This window comes from Pseudomonas sp. Z18(2022), assembly GCF_036346535.1.
Taxonomy (GTDB): Bacteria; Pseudomonadota; Gammaproteobacteria; order Pseudomonadales; family Pseudomonadaceae; genus Aquipseudomonas; species Aquipseudomonas yamanorum_A.
This window is the reverse complement of the sequence record NZ_JAOTOA010000002.1, coordinates 118473-134211: the sequence shown is the minus strand read 5'-3', so window position 1 is coordinate 134211 and position 15739 is coordinate 118473. Positions and strand designations below refer to the sequence as shown.

Below are 15739 nucleotides of genomic sequence, written 5' to 3'. Positions count from 1 at the left end.
CCTTTTAAGCAGCTGAATCGCTTAAGTGTGCTTGCTCTTTGTACAGCAATTTCCTACCAGAGTGGAACGACGTAGCTCACATAGAAGCGGTTTTCATCTTGCACGGTGGCACCGGTGATATCCGGGCTGGCGTGGGCATTTCGCCAGGTTACGCCGAGGCCTTTGAGGGTGCCGGTGGGCACTTGGTAAGCCACGGTGACGTTACGTTCCCATTCGCTGGTAGTGCCTTGGGTGGTGCGGATGTCATCACCGTGGGCGTAGGACGTGGCGAAGGTCAGGCCGTTGAGGCCGAGTTTGCCGAAGTCATATTTGTACTGGGCCAGCCAGGTGCGTTCGCCGGCGTGCTGGAACTTGTTCAGTTGCATGTTGGTGAGTGCCGGGGTGTCGGCGCCCGAACCCGGGCCCTGGTTGCTGGCACCGCTGTTCAGGCCGGAATCCAGGTACGGGAAGTCGCTGTCGCCGCTGTTTTTCTGGATGCCCAGGCCGACGGTATGGCCGTCCAGGCTGTAGCTTTCCAGCAGGCTGACGGTGGACTGGTTGATGCGACCCTTGGAGGTGCCGTCGCCGTAGAGGCCGGCAGCGGAATAGTCTTTGTCGCCGGAGGCGTTTTCACCTACACCCAGGCTGCGGTACAGGCGCACGTCGGTGTCGATCGCGCCCACAGGCAAGGCGTCATGGCGCTTGGCACCGAGGAAGAACTGCTGGTAGTAATCCTCGAGGTTCGAGTACCACAGGCTGATGGTGGTGTCCGGCAAGCCTTTGTAGTCCGCGCCGCCGTAGAGGAAGCGATCGCTCTCTTTTGTGCCGCCGGCGGTGATCATGCCCTGGTCGCCGGTTTCGTTGCGGATCTTGGTCTTGAGGATGTCACCGGCGGTAAAGGTGAAGTCGGTCAAGTCTTTGGAAACCAACTGCACGCCGGTGTTGGTCTGCTGGTACAGGCGGCCGTCGGTGTTGGCCAGTACCGGGTTGTTGCCGTAGAGCGTACCGACGCGCAATTCATCCTGGGCGAAGCGCATCTTGAAGGTCGGGCTGAGCACGCCGAACTGGTCGGCGGACTTGCCGTTATCCAGCGGGAACATGCTGCCGGGGTAGCGGCCCTGGTGATCCTTGTCGTTGAGGTCGCCACCGGAGTCCAGTTTCAAGCCGTAGAACGCCTGCAGGTCCAGACCAAAACCGACCGGGCCTTCGGTGTAGCCAGACTTGAAGTTGAATTCGAAACCCTGGCCCCAGTCACGGATGCTGTGGGCCTTGTTATTGCTGTTCACCACATCGCGCCCCTGCTGGTTGAGGTAGCGGTTCAGCAGGGTCACGTCGGCGTGGCTGTCATCGATAAAATCGGCGTGGGCGGACAGCATAAAGCTCGCCATGGCGGCACCCACCATGGGGCTTAATAACGTCTTCATTGGTACCGGTCTCCGTCACTGTTCTGAAATGAAAGCGTCAAACGCTTCACACAATTAGGCGATGGCCATGTGACAGTTCGGAGTCAAAACACCCTTTACCCGGATGAAATTAAATTTAAGAAACCCAGCAAGTACGCGGGTTAGCGGGCAGTGGCGAAGATTTCGGCGAGCCAATCGACGAACACTCGCACCCTCGGCGACATGTGTCGGTTTTGCGGGTAGAGCACCGAAACCGGCATGGGCGGCGGCGGGGTATCGGTGAGGATTTCCTGCATCACGCCCTGGTTAATCAACTCGGCCATGCGGTAGTGCGGGCACTGGATAATGCCCAGTCCGGCCACCGCGCTGGCGGAGTAAATCTCTGCACCAAACACCGACAAGGCACCCTCGATCGTGACTTCCCGCACTTGGCCGTCGACCATGAATTCGAACGGAAACAGCTTGGCGGTGGTGCGCGAAACGTAGTTCACCGCGCGGTGCTCGCCAAGGTCGGGGAGGCTTTTTGGCTCGCCATATTTACGCAGGTACGCCGGGCTCGCGCAGGTCACCTGGCGCAGCGTCGCAACACGTCTGCCGATCAACGCCGAATCTCCCAGGGTGCCCGCCCGCAGCACGCAATCCACGCCTTCGGCGATCAGGTCGACGAAGCGGTCGGCCTCGCTGATGGACAGTTCGATTTCCGGGTAGCGCGCCATGAATTGCGGCAGTGCCGGGATCACGAAGTACTTGGCCAGGGTGCCATGCAAATCCACTCGCAGACGGCCCTTGGGCGCCACTGAACGGAATGCCAGTTCCGCCTCTTCCAACTCCGCCAGCAGTTGCACGCAACGCAGGTAGTAGGCCTCGCCATCCAGCGTGGGCCGTACACGGCGGGTACTGCGCTCCAGCAACCGCGTGCCCAGCCAGGCTTCGAACTGGTTGAGGGTGTGGGTCAGAGTCGCGCGCGGCAGGTTCAGGTCATCGGCAGCTAGAGTGAAGCTGCTGCGCTCGTAGATCCGTACGAACACTTTCATCGCTTTGACCTGGTCCACAGTGCGTCTCCATTGTTGGCGATTCTTGAACAGTCAAGGCAACTCTGGCGCATTTATCGACCTGGGTAAACATGTGAATCTGCTTGCACACCCACTCCAAGGAACGCTCACCATGACCACTCAAGTTGCAATCATCACCGGCGCTTCCCGCGGCATCGGCGCCGTGGTTGCCAGACAACTGGCCGCCGACGGTTACGCCGTCGCCATCAACTACGCCAACAGCGCCACCGAAGCGTCGAAACTGGTAGTGGAGTTGCGCCAGGCCGGCCACCAAGCCATAGCGATCCAGGGCGACGTGGCCAGCGCCGCCGACGTCAAGCGCCTGTTCGACGAGACCGAGACCCAGTTGGGCAAGGTTGATGTGCTGATCAACAACGCCGGGATTCTCAAGGTGCTTCCGCTGGCCCAGCACAGCGATGAGCTCTACAACCAGAACTTCGACATCCATACCCGTGGCACCTTCAACGCCCTGCGTGAAGCGGCCACCCGCCTGAACGACGGCGGGCGCATCGTCAACTTTTCCAGCAGCACCGTCGGCCTCAACTTCCCGGGTTACGCGGTGTACATCGCCAGCAAGGCGGCGGTGGAGTCCCTGACCCAGGTGTTCGCCAAGGAAATGCGTGGCCGGCGCATCACCGTCAACGCTGTCGCCCCGGGCCCGGTGGCTACCGAACTGTTCCTGCATGGCAAAAGCGAAGAGCAGATCCAGGGCCTGGCGAAGATGGCGCCACTGGAGCGTCTTGGCCAACCGGAAGATATCGCGCGTGTGGTGTCGTTCCTGGTGAGCCCGGCCGGTGGTTGGGTGAACGGGCAAATCCTGCGGGCCAATGGTGGTTTGGTCTGAAACCACACAACCACTCACCCTACGACGCACTAATATTGTGGCGAGGGAGCTTGCTCCCGCTGGAGTGCGTAGCGCTCCCAGGATTTTGGGGCCGCTTCGCAGCCCAGCGGGAGCAAGCTCCCTCGCCACAGGGTTGTTGTTCATATCAGGAGACTTCAGCCATGCACACCGCTCTCGTCATCACCTGCGGCCTGATCCTGCTCGCGTTGATGCTGTTTGTCGGCCAGAAGCTGGGCGTCAGCCGGCACATTCTAGCCTACAGCTTTGTCGGAATCTGGCTGGTGGTGTCGGTGGTGAACGGCGCGGTAGGCGTGGTCACTGCCGGCCAGCCCCTGGTCTCGGAGCTGGTGATCGGCAGTGGGGTGTTCGGTGCGCCGTTGGTGGCACTGGCCCTGTTTATCAGGGCCTGAGCCTTAGCGAACCAGGTGCAGGAACTGCAGGTGCCGTTCGTACTGGTCAAGGATGTCGTTGATGATCTGCTCCTTGGTGTAGCCCACCAGGTCGTAGTCCTGGCTGCCCTCGCTCAGGTGCACTTCCGCGCGGTAGTAACGACGGTTGTTGAGCTGCTTGGAACCCATCCCGCCCCGTGCGAATGACGGCGTGAAATAGCCGCGCATCTGCACCTGATACACGAACGGATGCTCCTCGCCGTGGCCGATTTCCAGGCTGACGCTGTCGTTGGACGGGTCGGGCTGGGTAACCACGTTCAGGCCTTTTTCGACAAACACCGCCGTCACTTCTTCAATGGCCGGACGCACCGTGGTCTCGAGGAAACGGTACACCTCATCCCGTGACGGGAAATGCACCGCCTGGCTCAAACGCTGGCGCCAACCGCCCGTACCTTTGCGTGAACCCGACACCGGTGCCAGGGAATGCAGCTGCGCAATCTGCTTCTGCGACTCAAGGTAGAACGCCTTGTGCAGCCCCCACATCATCAGCAGCAAAATCATCGAGAACGGCAGCGAGGTCAGCACCACGGCCGACTTGAGGGAGTCGATGCTGCCGGCGAACAGCAGCGCGCTGGTCACCAACGCGGTCATCGCGCCCCAGAACACTCGCAGCCACTTCGGCCCGTCTTCATCGGCATTGCCGCCTTTGGCCGACAGGGTCGAGAGCACCACGGTGCCGGAGTCGGCCGAGGTGACGAAGAACACGAAGCTGATAAACACCGTGACCGCGATGACCGTCTTGCTCCACGGGTAGGTTTCCAACAGCAGGTAGAGGCTCATCGACGGGTTATCAATCGCCGACTGACCGAGGGCGGCCATGCCGTGGTTGAGCACCTGGTCGATGGCGCTGTTGCCGAAGATCGACATCCACGCCAGGGTGAAACCCAACGGGATCAACAGCACGCCGAACACGAATTCACGGATGGTACGGCCGCGGGAAATACGCGCGATAAACAGGCCCACGAACGGTGACCATGCGATCCACCAGGCCCAATAGAACACCGTCCAGCCGCCCAGCCAGTCGCTGGGTTTGTCATAGGCATAGAGGTCGAAACTCTTGGTGGGCAAGGCGCCGAGGTAGTCGCCGATGTTCTGGATCAGGGTGTTGAGCAAGTGCTGGGTGGGCCCGGCGAACAACACGAACAGCAGCAGCGCACAGGCCAGCAGCATGTTGATGTCGGACATCACGCGCACGCCCTTGTCGACGCCGGAGACGGCCACCAGGATCGCCGCGCCCATCATCAAGGTGATGAGGCCGACCTGGATCCACTGGGTGTGGGCCACGCCGAACAGGTAGTCCAGCCCGGAGTTGAGGTGCAACACGCCAAAGCCCATGTCGGCGCCGAGGCCGAACACCGTGGCGATGATGCCGAAGCCATCCACCGCGTAGCCTATGGGGCCGTTGATGCGCTTGCCAATCAGCGGGTACAGCGCCGAGCGCAACGCCAGCGGCAGGTTATGCCGGTAGGCGAAGTACGCCAGGGCCATGCCGACAAAGGCGAACACGCCCCAGCCATGCAGGCCCCAGTGCAGAAACAGGATCTGCATGGCCTGGCGCGCGGCGTCACCGTTCAAGGCTTCGCCCTGGGGCGGTTGCACCAGGTGAGTCAGCGGTTCGGACACGCAGAAGAAAAACAGCGTGATGCTGATGCCGGCGGCGAACAACATGCCGGCCCAGGACAGGTAACTGAATTCGGGCTCGTCGTGGTCGGCACCGAGTTTGATCTTGCCGTAGCCCGATAACGCGGTGACCACCACGAAGACCAGATACAGGGTCATCGCCAGCATGTAGTACCAGCCGACCGTATTGGCCGCCCAGTTTTGTGCGGCCAGCAGCCAGGCGCCGGCTTGTTCGGGAATCGCGATGACGGTCAGGCCGAACAGCAGGATGAAGCTCGCGGCGAAGTAAAACACCGGCGGGTTCATGCGGACCAGACCGCTGGAAGGTAGGGACGATGCACTCATGTAGGGTGCACCTCAAGGGTATGGGATGTGGCTGTGAAAAACGGACTCAGCAAAGGTAAGCCTCCTGTTGTGAGCGGGCAGCGAACCACCGATTTAACTTGAACGAACAGTCAAGTTAAACATGGATAGGGGTTTGAGGACTAATCGCAGGGCCGAGTGGTAGGTGTTTCCTACACTAGCTCAAGGATTGGTATGACGCGTGGGGATGGGGAAACGTTCAGTGATTGCTGAGCGAAAAAGCGGCCAGAACTGGAATACGGTCTCCTGTGGGAGCTGGCTTGCCTGCGATGGCGGTGGGTCAGCCATACCTCTGTCGCTGATACACCGCTATCGCAGGCAAGCCAGCTCCCACATTTGATCTGCGTGATCGTTAGAGAGAGCAGTGTTTTACTTCTGCGTGCCGTCGTCGTGCTGCAGGTTCGCCTGGGTCAGGTTCGCCCCCGCCGGCACGCTGCGCGTCAGCCACACGTTGCCGCCAATGGTCGAACCCTTGCCGATCGTGATCCGCCCCAGAATCGTCGCCCCGGCGTAGATCACCACGTCATCTTCAACAATCGGATGCCGCGGATGGCCCTTCTGCAACTGCCCATCCTCATCCGCCGGGAAGCGCTTGGCGCCCAAGGTCACGGCCTGATAAATGCGCACTCGCTCGCCGATGATCGCGGTTTCGCCAATCACCACACCCGTCCCGTGGTCGATAAAGAAGCTCGGGCCGATCTGCGCGCCTGGGTGAATATCAATCCCGGTCGCCGAATGCGCGATTTCCGCACTGATGCGCGCCAGCAACGGCAAGCCCGCACGGTACAGGTGGTGAGCCAGCCGATGGTGAATCACCGCCAGGATGCCCGGGTAGCACAACAGCACTTCATCCACGCTGCGGGCCGCCGGGTCGCCGTGGTAGGCGGCGAGCACGTCGGTGTCCAGCAGGCTGCGCAAGGCGGGCAAGGCCAGGGCGAAATCCTGGATCAGGTGGATGGCATGGGCGTCCACCTCACTGTCATCCTGGCCGCCTTGCCGCGCGGCGTAACGCAGCTCGAGCCGCGCCTGGGCGAGCAATGCATTGAGCGCCACATCCAGGGTGTGGCCGACGTAGAAATCTTCACTTTCTTCACGCAGGTCCACCGGCCCCAAACGCATGGGGAACAGCGCACCGCACAATGCCTCCAGAATCTGCGCCACGGCTTCCCGTGACGGCAGCTCGCGCCCGCCCTGCTCGCCGCTGACCCGACCATTGCGGGTGCGCCACTGGTCCCGGGCGCTGCGCAGCTGGCTGACGATGGTCTGTAATTGCCAATGACTGGAACGCTCACTCACGGTCTTCACTCCTGACGAAATGCCCATCACTTTACGGCAAGGAACCTTAGCGTCCTTAAGAACCAATAGTGCAATGCTAATAACCGGTGCGCATAAGCGATTGCCGGTTGCCCACTGAAAAGTGCCTGCCTATAGTCGGTGCATCTCTGACCACCCGTGCGTAGCCATGATCAAACAACAGCTCGACCGCTTTAACCGTCTGGAACTGCTGGGCGGCGCCACCGCCCTGGAAAAACTCGAACGGCTGTCGGCCTGGCTGGGGCGTGACGTGTACGTCAAACGCGATGACACCACACCGCTGGCGATGGGCGGCAACAAGCTGCGCAAACTCGAATACCTCGCCGCCGATGCCCTCGCCCAGGGCGCCGATACCCTGGTGACCGCCGGTGCGATCCAGTCCAACCATGTGCGCCAGACCGCCGCACTGGCCGCCAAGCTGGGCCTGGGCTGCGTCGCCCTGCTGGAAAACCCCACGGGCACCGAAGACCCCAACTACCTGGGCAACGGCAACCGTCTGCTGCTGGACCTGTTCGACGCCAAAGTCGAGCTGGTGGAGAACCTTGACGACGTCGACGCCCAACTCAACGCCCTCGCCGACCGCCTGCGCAGCAACGGCAAAAAGCCGTACCTGGTACCCATCGGCGGCTCCAACGCCCTGGGCGCCCTGGGTTATGTACGCGCCGGCCTGGAGCTGGCCGGGCAGATTGAAGACAGCGGCATCCAGTTCGCCGCCGTGGTCCTGGCCTCGGGCAGCGCGGGCACACACAGCGGCCTGGCATTGGCGCTGAGCGAAGTGCTGCCGGACCTGCCGGTGATCGGCGTCACCGTGTCCCGCACTGATGAAGCCCAGCGTCCCAAAGTACAAGGCCTGGCCGAACGCACCGCTGAACTGTTGGGCATAAACATACCGGATGCCTTCAAGGTGATTTTGTGGGACGAGTACTTCGGCCCGCGTTATGGCGAACCGAATGCCGGCACCCTGGCGGCAATCAAGCTGATGGCCAGCCAGGAAGGCCTGCTGCTGGACCCGGTCTACACTGGCAAGGCCATGGCCGGCTTGCTGGATGGCATTGGTCGCCAGCGCTTTGAAGAGGGGCCGATCATCTTCCTGCATACCGGTGGCGCACCGGCGTTGTTTGCTTATGATTCGAGTTTTTGATATTCCATAAAGAAATATCAATCTTGTTTTATATTATTTTCAAGTCTTAAAAGCGCTGTTTATAGTCACGCCGTAGGCGAAGTTACTGGCGATCCCCGCGACTCGGTGAATCTTAAACACCGAGTTGATGCATTCGCGAGCAAGCCCGCTCCCACACACCGCGCTTTTAAGGCAGGATACGACTACCGCGTCACCTGCATCGCTCAACATAAAAAACACAGGGGCTCTTCATGACTATTTCCGTATTCCGTCGCACGTTACTGGTTGGTACGTTGGGGTTGGCGCTTGGCGCCGGGTGGCTCGGCCAGGCGGTTGCCGGCGAGCAGCTGGACAACATCAAGAAAGCCGGCGAAATCAAGATTGGCCTGGAAGGCACCTACCCGCCGTTCAGCTTCGTCGATGAAAGCGGCAAGCTCAGCGGTTTCGAGGTCGAGTTGTCTGAAGCGCTGGCCAAGAAGTTGGGCGTCAAGGTCAAGCTGCAAGCCACGCCGTGGGATGGCATCCTCGCCGCCCTGGAATCCAAGCGCCTGGACGCAGTTGTCAACCAGGTGACCATCTCCGATGCGCGCAAAGAGAAATATGATTTCTCCAAGCCGTACACCGTCTCCGGGATCCAGGCGCTGACCCTGGCGAAAAACGTCGACACCATCAAGACCGCCGACGACCTGGCCGGCAAGAAAATCGGTGTGGGCCTGGGCACCAACTACGAACAATGGCTCAAGGACAACCAACCCAAAGCCATCGTCAAAACCTACAACGATGACCCAACCAAGTTCCAGGACCTGCGCATCGGCCGTGTCGACGCCATCCTGATCGACCGCCTGGCCGCACTGGAATACGCCAAGAAAGCCAAGGACACCGCCGCTGCAGGCGCTGCGTTCTCCCGCCAGGAAGCCGGCATTGCCCTGCGCAAAGGCGAGCCTGAACTGCTGGCCGCCGTGAACAAGGCCCTCGACGAACTGCGCGCCGACGGCACCTTGAAGAAGCTGTCCGAGAAGTACTTCAACGCTGACGTTACTCAATAATGGAAGCAGGTTTCCAACTCGCGCTGGACTCCGCGCCCTTCCTGCTCAAGGGCGCGTATTTCACGGTAATCCTTAGCCTGGGCGGGATGTTTTTCGGCTTGCTGCTGGGCTTCGGCCTGGCCTTGATGCGCCTCTCGCGCTTCAAGTTGTTGAGCTGGATCGCCCGGGTCTATGTGTCGTTCTTTCGCGGCACGCCCTTGCTGGTACAGCTGTTTTTGATCTACTACGGCTTGCCGCAAGTGGGCATCGAGCTGGATCCGATCCCGGCCGCCATGATCGGCTTCTCGCTGAACATGGCCGCCTATGCCTGTGAAATCCTGCGTGCCGCCATCGGTTCCATCGAGCGCGGCCAGTGGGAAGCTGCGGCCAGTATCGGCATGACCCGTGCGCAGACCCTGCGCCGGGCCATCCTGCCGCAGGCCATGCGCACGGCCTTGCCGCCGCTGGGCAACAGCTTTATTTCCCTGGTCAAGGACACCGCGCTGGCAGCCACCATCCAGGTGCCGGAGCTGTTCCGCCAGGCGCAATTGGTGTCGGCCCGTACCTTCGAAATTTTCACCATGTATCTGTCCGCCGCCTTGATCTACTGGATTCTTGCCAGCGTTCTGGCGCACGTGCAAAACCGCCTGGAAGCACGAGTCAACCGGCATGACCTGGAGTCTTGAAGCATGATCGTGGTTGAAAAACTGACCAAACAATTCAAGGGTCAGGTGGTGCTTAACGGGATCGACCTTGAGGTCAAGGAAGGCGAAGTCGTCGCCATCATCGGCCCCAGCGGTTCCGGCAAGACCACCTTCCTGCGCTGCCTGAATTTCCTCGAAGAACCCACCAGTGGCCGGATCAAGGTCGGTGACATCGAGATCGACAGCAGCCGCCCGCTCAACCAACAGCAAAGCCTGGTGCGGCGCCTGCGCCAGCACGTGGGTTTTGTGTTCCAGAACTTCAACCTGTTCCCCCACCGCACCGCCCTGGAGAACGTCATCGAAGGCCCGATCGTGGTCAAGAAGATGCCCCGGGCCGCCGCGGATGCCCTCGGCCGCAAGCTGTTGGCCAGGGTTGGCCTGGCGGGCAAGGAAGACGCCTACCCACGGCGCCTGTCCGGTGGGCAGCAGCAACGGGTCGCGATTGCCCGGGCACTGGCGATGGAGCCGGAGGTGATCCTGTTCGATGAACCCACCTCGGCCCTGGACCCGGAGCTGGTGGGTGAAGTGCTGGCGACCATTCGTAGCCTCGCTGAAGAAAACCGCACCATGGTCATCGTGACCCACGAAATGAGTTTCGCCCGGGATGTAGCCAACCGGGTGATCTTCTTCGACAAGGGCGTCATCGTTGAACAAGGCGAAGCCAAGGCACTGTTTGCCAACCCGAAAGAAGAACGTACCCGGCAGTTTCTCAGCAAGTTCATCAACAACTAACTTGCGCCGACCTGGTGTAAGAAACTTCGCTTTATAGAGTTGCCGAAAGGCAACTCACCTCTTTAGCATTTTTTGGGAAAAGCCCTTTATTCATTGGGTAAAAGTCACCTCGAAACCGCCAGTTCAAGCGCCTCTCCAGTAAGACCCTTCTGAATATTCCATAGCGCCCTATTTGCCCCGCCCAGCCTCTTGACGCCAACTAACCAAGCCTCTTATCTAACGCCAGGATAATTGGATCCATTCTGGTTTTTCATTAAATCGTTCCTTTCGGACTACGCCGCCTGCCCGCGCCAAATGTCCGGAACGATTGCTGCTGGCTGCATCAAGGAGATTATTTATGAAGCGTATTTCCACCCACGCGCTGCTCACCGCCCCGACCTTGCCCCAGGCCAATCGTGAAGGCATCAACGCTCTTGCCGCGACCCACCTGCAGGTCGATATCGCGCCTTACTGCGGCATGGACGAGGGCGACCTGATCGAGTTGTTCTGGAACAACTGCTTTGCCGCCTCCCGGCGCATCACCGCCGGCAAAATCGGCATGCCCACCCGCCTGCGGGTGCCGGAAAGCTTTGTGCAAAATGGCCCGGCGCGGATTCACTACCGGGTCATGCAAATCGGCCACGGCCCGGCGCGGTCGGCCGTCACCCGGGTGCAGGTCAAGACCGATTACCCCGGTGGCCATCCCTCTGCGTTGAGTAACGACGAAAACCAGAACCTGGCCGCCGTCGGCCTGCCCGAGACCATCCGCCGCCACGGCGTCAACAGCAGCCAGATCCGCCGCGGCGTGCCCCTGACCATCGAGCCGTACCTGAACATGGAAGCGGATGACGAGATCACCCTGCGCTGGGGCGACGTGCGCCTGGACCTGCCGAAAATCCAGGCCGGCGATGTGGGCAAGGCGCTGCAGGTGTGGGTGCCGTCGGCGGTGATTGTCGAGGCCGGGGACGACCATCGTCTCGAAGTGACCTACTGCATTCTCGATCGCTTCGGCAACAATTCACGCTGGGCGCCCGCCCGCACCCTGCGCATCGCCGCGCTTGTTCCCCAAGCCCCGACCAGCCCAGCCAGGGCCCCGCTGGTCTATCAGCCACGTCGCCCCGGCTCGCCTTGCGAAGCCGGGTGACAGACCTTCTATGCATATTCCTAAAAGTTAGTTTATTTAAAAATTTAACACGCTTAGGGTATATGCACCGGACCACCGGACATTCCTGATTTTTTTATCTTTTCAACGGATGTGAGGTAGGTATGGTCAAAATTACCCCGGTGCGTAACGCCAGGGCATTGCGTGCAGCCAAGGAGCGGCGCTGATGTCTAACTTGGCCCAAACACCCCACCAGAGTGATCTGGACGTCGCCCCGCTGTTGTTGCCCGCCAGGGTGCTGCGCAACGACGCCGAGGCCCTCAGCGCCGCCCACACACTTGCCCAGGCCGCGCGCCTGCAAGCGGCCAGGCGCGATCAGCAACGCAAACTGCCTTGGGCTGAAATCGAGCATTTCACCCGCAGCGGCCTGGGCAGCATTTCGATTCCCCGTGAGTACGGCGGCCCGCAGGTGTCCTTCGTGACCCTGGCCGAAGTGTTCGCGATCATCAGCGCGGCCGACCCGGCGCTGGGTCAAATCCCGCAGAACCATTTCGGCATCCTGCACGTGTTGCAAGGTGCGGCCAGCGAGCGCCAGAAAAAGCAGCTGTTCCAGAGCGTGCTGGACGGTTGGCGCATCGGCAACGGCGGCCCGGAACGCGGCACCAAAAACACCCTGGACCTCAAGGCACGCATCACCGCCGAAGGTGACGGCTACGTCATCAGCGGCCAGAAGTTCTACTCCACCGGTGCGCTGTTCGCCCATTGGGTGGCGGTCAAGGCGCTGAACGATGACGGCAAAGTCGTCATGGCGTTCGTACGGCGTGGCGCCGAAGGGCTGCGCATCGTTGATGACTGGTCGGGCTTTGGCCAACGCACCACGGCCAGCGGCACCGTGCTGCTGGATCAGGTGGCGGTGGACGCCGAACTGGTAGTGGACACCTGGCGCCTCGGCGAATCGCCGGGCATCCAGGGCGCGGTTTCGCAATTGATCCAGGCGGCCATCGACGCCGGCATCGCCCGTGGCGCAATCGACGACACCATCAGTTTTGTGCGTGAGCGCTCGCGGCCATGGATCGACGCCAAGGTCGAACGGGCCAGCGATGACCTGTATGTGATCGCCGATATCGGCAAGCTGAAAATCGAACTGCACGCGGCCGAAGCACTGCTACGCAAAGCCGGGCAGGTGCTGGACCAAGTGAGCGCGGTGCCGATCACCGCAGAGTCCGCGGCACGCGCCTCGATTGCCGTGGCCGAAGCCAAGGTGCTGACCACCGAGATTTCATTGCTCGCCAGCGAAAAGCTTTTCGAACTGGCCGGCAGCCGCGCCACCCTCGCCGAATTCAACCTCGACCGCCACTGGCGCAACGCCCGGGTGCACACCCTGCACGACCCGGTGCGCTGGAAGTACCACGCGGTGGGCGCCTATCGCCTGAACGGCACATTGCCGGCCCGACATTCCTGGATTTAACCGACCAGACCTCTGGAGAATACGCATGACCCTTTCTCACCACGTCGCGGTTATCACCAGCGATGAACAAGCCCTTATTGTCGCCAGCGACCTGGCTGAAGACTTCCGCCGCGACAGCGCCCTGCGCGACCGCGAACGACGCCTGCCCTTGCCTGAACTGGACGTGTTTTCCCGCTCCGGCCTGTGGGGCATCAGCGTACCCAGGGAGTTCGGCGGTGCCGGAGTTTCCAACGTGACCCTGGCCAAGGTCACGGCACTGATTGCCCAGGCGGATGCGTCCCTGGGGCAGATCCCGCAAAACCATTTTTATGCCCTCGAAGTGCTCCGTGTGAACGGCAGCCCGGCGCAGCAAAAACGCCTGTACGCCGAAGTGCTCGCCGGCCAGCGCTTCGGCAATGCCCTGGCAGAGCTGGGCACCAAGACCGCCCATGACCGCACTACCTCGATTACCCGCGACGGTGACGGCTTGCGCATCACCGGCCGCAAGTTCTATTCCACCGGTGCGATCTACGCCCAACGTATTCCCACTTCTGTGGTGGATGAAAACGGCGTGCAGCAACTGGCCTTTGTCCCCCGTGACAGCCAGGGCCTGAGCGTGATCGACGACTGGAGCGGCTTCGGCCAGCGCACCACCGGCAGCGGTTCGGTGGTGTTCGATAACGTGTGGGTCGCGGCCCAGGACGTGATCCCGTTCCAGAGCGCCTTCGAGCGCCCGACCACCGTCGGCCCGCTGGCGCAGATCCTTCACGCCGCCATCGACACCGGGATTGCCCGCGCGGCTTATGAAGATGCCCTGCATTTTGTGCGCACCAAGACCCGGCCATGGATCGACGCCACCAGCGACAAAGCCACCGAAGATCCGCTGACCCTGAAAAGCTTCGGCCACCTGAGCATCCGCCTGCACGCCGCCGAGGCATTGCTGGAGCGCGCAGGTGAGTTCCTCGACCGCGCCCAGGCCGACAGCAATGCCGACACCGTCGCGGCCGCGTCCATCGCGGTCGCCGAAGTACGCGCCTTGAGCACTGAGATTTCACTGGCCGCCGGCAGCACCCTGTTCGAACTCGCCGGCAGCCAGGCGACCCTCGCCGAACACGGCCTGGACCGCCACTGGCGCAACGCCCGGGTGCACACCCTGCACGACCCGGTGCGCTGGAAGTATCACGCGGTGGGCAATTACTACCTCAACGAGGCGAACCCGCCACTGCGGGGGACTATCTGATGGCAAAGAAAAAGATCCTGCTCAATGCGTTCAACATGAACTGCATCGGGCATATCAACCATGGCCTGTGGACCCATCCACGGGACACCTCGACCCAATACAAAACCATCGAATACTGGACCGAGCTGGCGCAGCTGCTGGAGCGCGGGCTGTTCGACGGGCTGTTCATCGCCGACATCGTCGGGGTGTACGACGTCTACCAGAACTCGGTGGACGTGCCGCTCAAAGAGGCGATCCAGCTGCCGGTCAACGATCCGTTGCTGCTGGTCTCGGCCATGGCCGCCGTCACCAAAAACCTCGGCTTCGGCCTCACCGCCAACCTCACCTACGAACCGCCGTATCTGTTCGCCCGACGCATGTCCACGCTCGATCACCTGAGCCGTGGCCGGGTGGGCTGGAACATCGTCACCGGCTACCTCGACAGCGCCGCCAAGGCCATGGGCCTCACCGAGCAGGTCGAACATGACCGGCGCTACGACCAGGCCGACGAATACCTGGAAGTGCTCTACAAACTCTGGGAAGGCAGCTGGGAAAACGACGCGGTGATCAACGACCCGCAGGCGCGGGTGTACGCCCAGCCCGAGAAGGTGCACAAGGTCGAGCACAAGGGCGAGTTCTATCAGGTGGAGGGTTATCACCTGTGCGAGCCGTCGCCGCAGCGCACTCCGGTGCTGTTCCAGGCGGGCAGTTCGGACCGTGGTTTGCTGTTCGCCGGGCGCCATGCCGAGTGCGTGTTCATCAGCGGGCAGAACAAGGCCGCGACCAAAATCCAGGTGGACAAGGTGCGCGCCAGCGCCGTGGAAGCCGGGCGCAACCCGCAGGACATCAAGGTGTTCATGGGGCTGAACGTGATTGTCGGTGCCACCGAAGAAGCCGCGTGGGCCAAGCACGCCGAGTACCTGAGCTACGCCAGCGCGGAAGCCGGCGTGGCGCATTTTTCGGCGTCTACGGCGATTGATTTTTCACAGTACGAAATCGACGAACCGATCCAGTACGTGAAGAGCAACGCCATTCAGTCGGCAACCAAAAACCTGCAAAACAACGACTGGACCCGGCGCAAGTTGCTGGAGCAACACGCCCTCGGCGGCCGCTATATCACCCTGGTGGGTTCGCCGGCACAGGTGGCCGACGAGCTGGAGTCATGGATCAGCGAGACCGGCCTGGATGGCTTCAACCTGACGCGCATCGTGACCCCGGAAAGCTACGTCGACTTCATCGACCTGGTGGTGCCGGAACTGCAGCGCCGGGGTTCGTACAAGACCGCGTATGAGACCGGGACGCTGCGGGAAAAAGTCTTCCACAGCTCCGCGCACCTGCCCGAACAACACACTGGTTCCAGCTACCGCCACTAACCCCGAACTGTAGG

At 61.5% G+C, this 15739-nt stretch carries 14 protein-coding genes; 10 read left to right on the top strand and 4 right to left on the bottom strand.

The window, feature by feature from the left end; translation table 11 throughout:
- Positions 1-53: 53 nt before the first annotated feature.
- Together V3W39_RS05940 and V3W39_RS05935 are read right to left on the bottom strand one after the other, a co-directional pair.
- A complete protein-coding gene (locus V3W39_RS05940; protein WP_259195365.1) occupies positions 54-1382 on the bottom strand; it encodes an OprD family porin in 1329 nt (442 codons plus the stop codon).
- A 161-nt stretch (positions 1383-1543) separates the two neighbouring features.
- The gene (locus V3W39_RS05935; protein ID WP_177120360.1) at positions 1544-2434 is read right to left on the bottom strand and encodes a LysR family transcriptional regulator; all 891 of its coding nucleotides are present in this window, start codon (positions 2432-2434) and stop codon (positions 1544-1546) included.
- Between the two features lie 112 nt (positions 2435-2546).
- On the opposite strand from V3W39_RS05935, the gene V3W39_RS05930 reads away from it, so the two are divergent.
- Positions 2547-3278, top strand: a complete 732-nt coding sequence (locus V3W39_RS05930) for an SDR family oxidoreductase (protein WP_177040922.1) — start codon at positions 2547-2549, stop codon at positions 3276-3278.
- Between the two features lie 161 nt (positions 3279-3439).
- Complete coding sequence (locus tag V3W39_RS05925) at positions 3440-3688, top strand: hypothetical protein (RefSeq protein ID WP_259195177.1); 249 nt, start codon at positions 3440-3442, stop codon at positions 3686-3688.
- A gap of 3 nt (positions 3689-3691) precedes the next feature.
- Here V3W39_RS05925 and betT read toward each other — a convergent pair whose 3' ends face one another.
- Both betT and epsC read right to left on the bottom strand, forming a co-directional pair.
- Positions 3692-5653: a choline transporter BetT gene (gene betT / locus V3W39_RS05920; RefSeq protein ID WP_177041509.1), complete on the bottom strand. Its 1962-nt coding sequence runs from the start codon at positions 5651-5653 to the stop codon at positions 3692-3694.
- A 426-nt stretch (positions 5654-6079) separates the two neighbouring features.
- Positions 6080-7006, bottom strand: coding sequence for a serine O-acetyltransferase EpsC (gene epsC / locus V3W39_RS05915; RefSeq protein ID WP_010168915.1), 927 nt, complete (start codon positions 7004-7006; stop codon positions 6080-6082).
- A 166-nt stretch (positions 7007-7172) separates the two neighbouring features.
- On the opposite strand from epsC, the gene V3W39_RS05910 reads away from it, so the two are divergent.
- The 8 genes from V3W39_RS05910 to V3W39_RS05875 all read left to right on the top strand — a co-directional run bounded on the left by V3W39_RS05910 (position 7173) and on the right by V3W39_RS05875 (position 15725).
- The gene (locus V3W39_RS05910; protein ID WP_259195176.1) at positions 7173-8165 is read left to right on the top strand and encodes a D-cysteine desulfhydrase; all 993 of its coding nucleotides are present in this window, start codon (positions 7173-7175) and stop codon (positions 8163-8165) included.
- Between the two features lie 230 nt (positions 8166-8395).
- Complete coding sequence (tcyJ, locus tag V3W39_RS05905; protein WP_177040916.1) at positions 8396-9190, top strand: cystine ABC transporter substrate-binding protein; 795 nt, start codon at positions 8396-8398, stop codon at positions 9188-9190.
- Positions 9190-9855 carry a cystine ABC transporter permease gene (gene tcyL / locus V3W39_RS05900; protein WP_010168909.1) on the top strand — a complete coding sequence of 222 codons (666 nt, stop codon included), beginning with the start codon at positions 9190-9192 and terminating at the stop codon, positions 9853-9855. The genes tcyJ and tcyL overlap by 1 nt, the downstream gene beginning before the upstream one ends.
- Positions 9856-9858: 3 nt before the next feature.
- Positions 9859-10605, top strand: a complete 747-nt coding sequence (gene tcyN / locus V3W39_RS05895) for an L-cystine ABC transporter ATP-binding protein TcyN (RefSeq protein ID WP_177040914.1) — start codon at positions 9859-9861, stop codon at positions 10603-10605.
- Positions 10606-10942: 337 nt separating this feature from the next.
- Positions 10943-11728 carry a hypothetical protein gene (locus V3W39_RS05890; RefSeq protein WP_330212351.1) on the top strand — a complete coding sequence of 262 codons (786 nt, stop codon included), beginning with the start codon at positions 10943-10945 and terminating at the stop codon, positions 11726-11728.
- 184 nt (positions 11729-11912) lie between these two features.
- Positions 11913-13154, top strand: coding sequence for an SfnB family sulfur acquisition oxidoreductase (locus tag V3W39_RS05885; RefSeq protein WP_177040911.1), 1242 nt, complete (start codon positions 11913-11915; stop codon positions 13152-13154).
- A gap of 25 nt (positions 13155-13179) precedes the next feature.
- Positions 13180-14373 (top strand): SfnB family sulfur acquisition oxidoreductase, encoded by a 1194-nt coding sequence (locus V3W39_RS05880; protein ID WP_330212350.1) that lies wholly within the window; start codon positions 13180-13182, stop codon positions 14371-14373.
- Positions 14373-15725 carry an LLM class flavin-dependent oxidoreductase gene (locus tag V3W39_RS05875; RefSeq protein ID WP_177120356.1) on the top strand — a complete coding sequence of 451 codons (1353 nt, stop codon included), beginning with the start codon at positions 14373-14375 and terminating at the stop codon, positions 15723-15725. The genes V3W39_RS05880 and V3W39_RS05875 overlap by 1 nt, the downstream gene beginning before the upstream one ends.
- Positions 15726-15739 lie beyond the last annotated feature (14 nt).

Excerpts from the sequence above, each read along its gene's own strand:
- V3W39_RS05940 (WP_259195365.1), bottom strand. The coding sequence starts at position 1,382 with ATGGTGGGTGCCGCCATGGCGAGCTTTATGCTGTCCGCCCACGCCGAT.
- V3W39_RS05930 (WP_177040922.1), top strand. The coding sequence starts at position 2,547 with ATGACCACTCAAGTTGCAATCATCACCGGCGCTTCCCGCGGCATCGGC.
- V3W39_RS05925 (WP_259195177.1), top strand. The coding sequence starts at position 3,440 with ATGCACACCGCTCTCGTCATCACCTGCGGCCTGATCCTGCTCGCGTTG.
- betT (WP_177041509.1), bottom strand. The coding sequence starts at position 5,653 with ATGAACCCGCCGGTGTTTTACTTCGCCGCGAGCTTCATCCTGCTGTTC.
- V3W39_RS05910 (WP_259195176.1), top strand. The coding sequence starts at position 7,173 with ATGATCAAACAACAGCTCGACCGCTTTAACCGTCTGGAACTGCTGGGC.
- tcyJ (WP_177040916.1), top strand. The coding sequence starts at position 8,396 with ATGACTATTTCCGTATTCCGTCGCACGTTACTGGTTGGTACGTTGGGG.
- tcyL (WP_010168909.1), top strand. The coding sequence starts at position 9,190 with ATGGAAGCAGGTTTCCAACTCGCGCTGGACTCCGCGCCCTTCCTGCTC.
- tcyN (WP_177040914.1), top strand. The coding sequence starts at position 9,859 with ATGATCGTGGTTGAAAAACTGACCAAACAATTCAAGGGTCAGGTGGTG.
- V3W39_RS05890 (WP_330212351.1), top strand. The coding sequence starts at position 10,943 with ATGAAGCGTATTTCCACCCACGCGCTGCTCACCGCCCCGACCTTGCCC.
- V3W39_RS05885 (WP_177040911.1), top strand. The coding sequence starts at position 11,913 with ATGTCTAACTTGGCCCAAACACCCCACCAGAGTGATCTGGACGTCGCC.
- V3W39_RS05880 (WP_330212350.1), top strand. The coding sequence starts at position 13,180 with ATGACCCTTTCTCACCACGTCGCGGTTATCACCAGCGATGAACAAGCC.
- V3W39_RS05875 (WP_177120356.1), top strand. The coding sequence starts at position 14,373 with ATGGCAAAGAAAAAGATCCTGCTCAATGCGTTCAACATGAACTGCATC.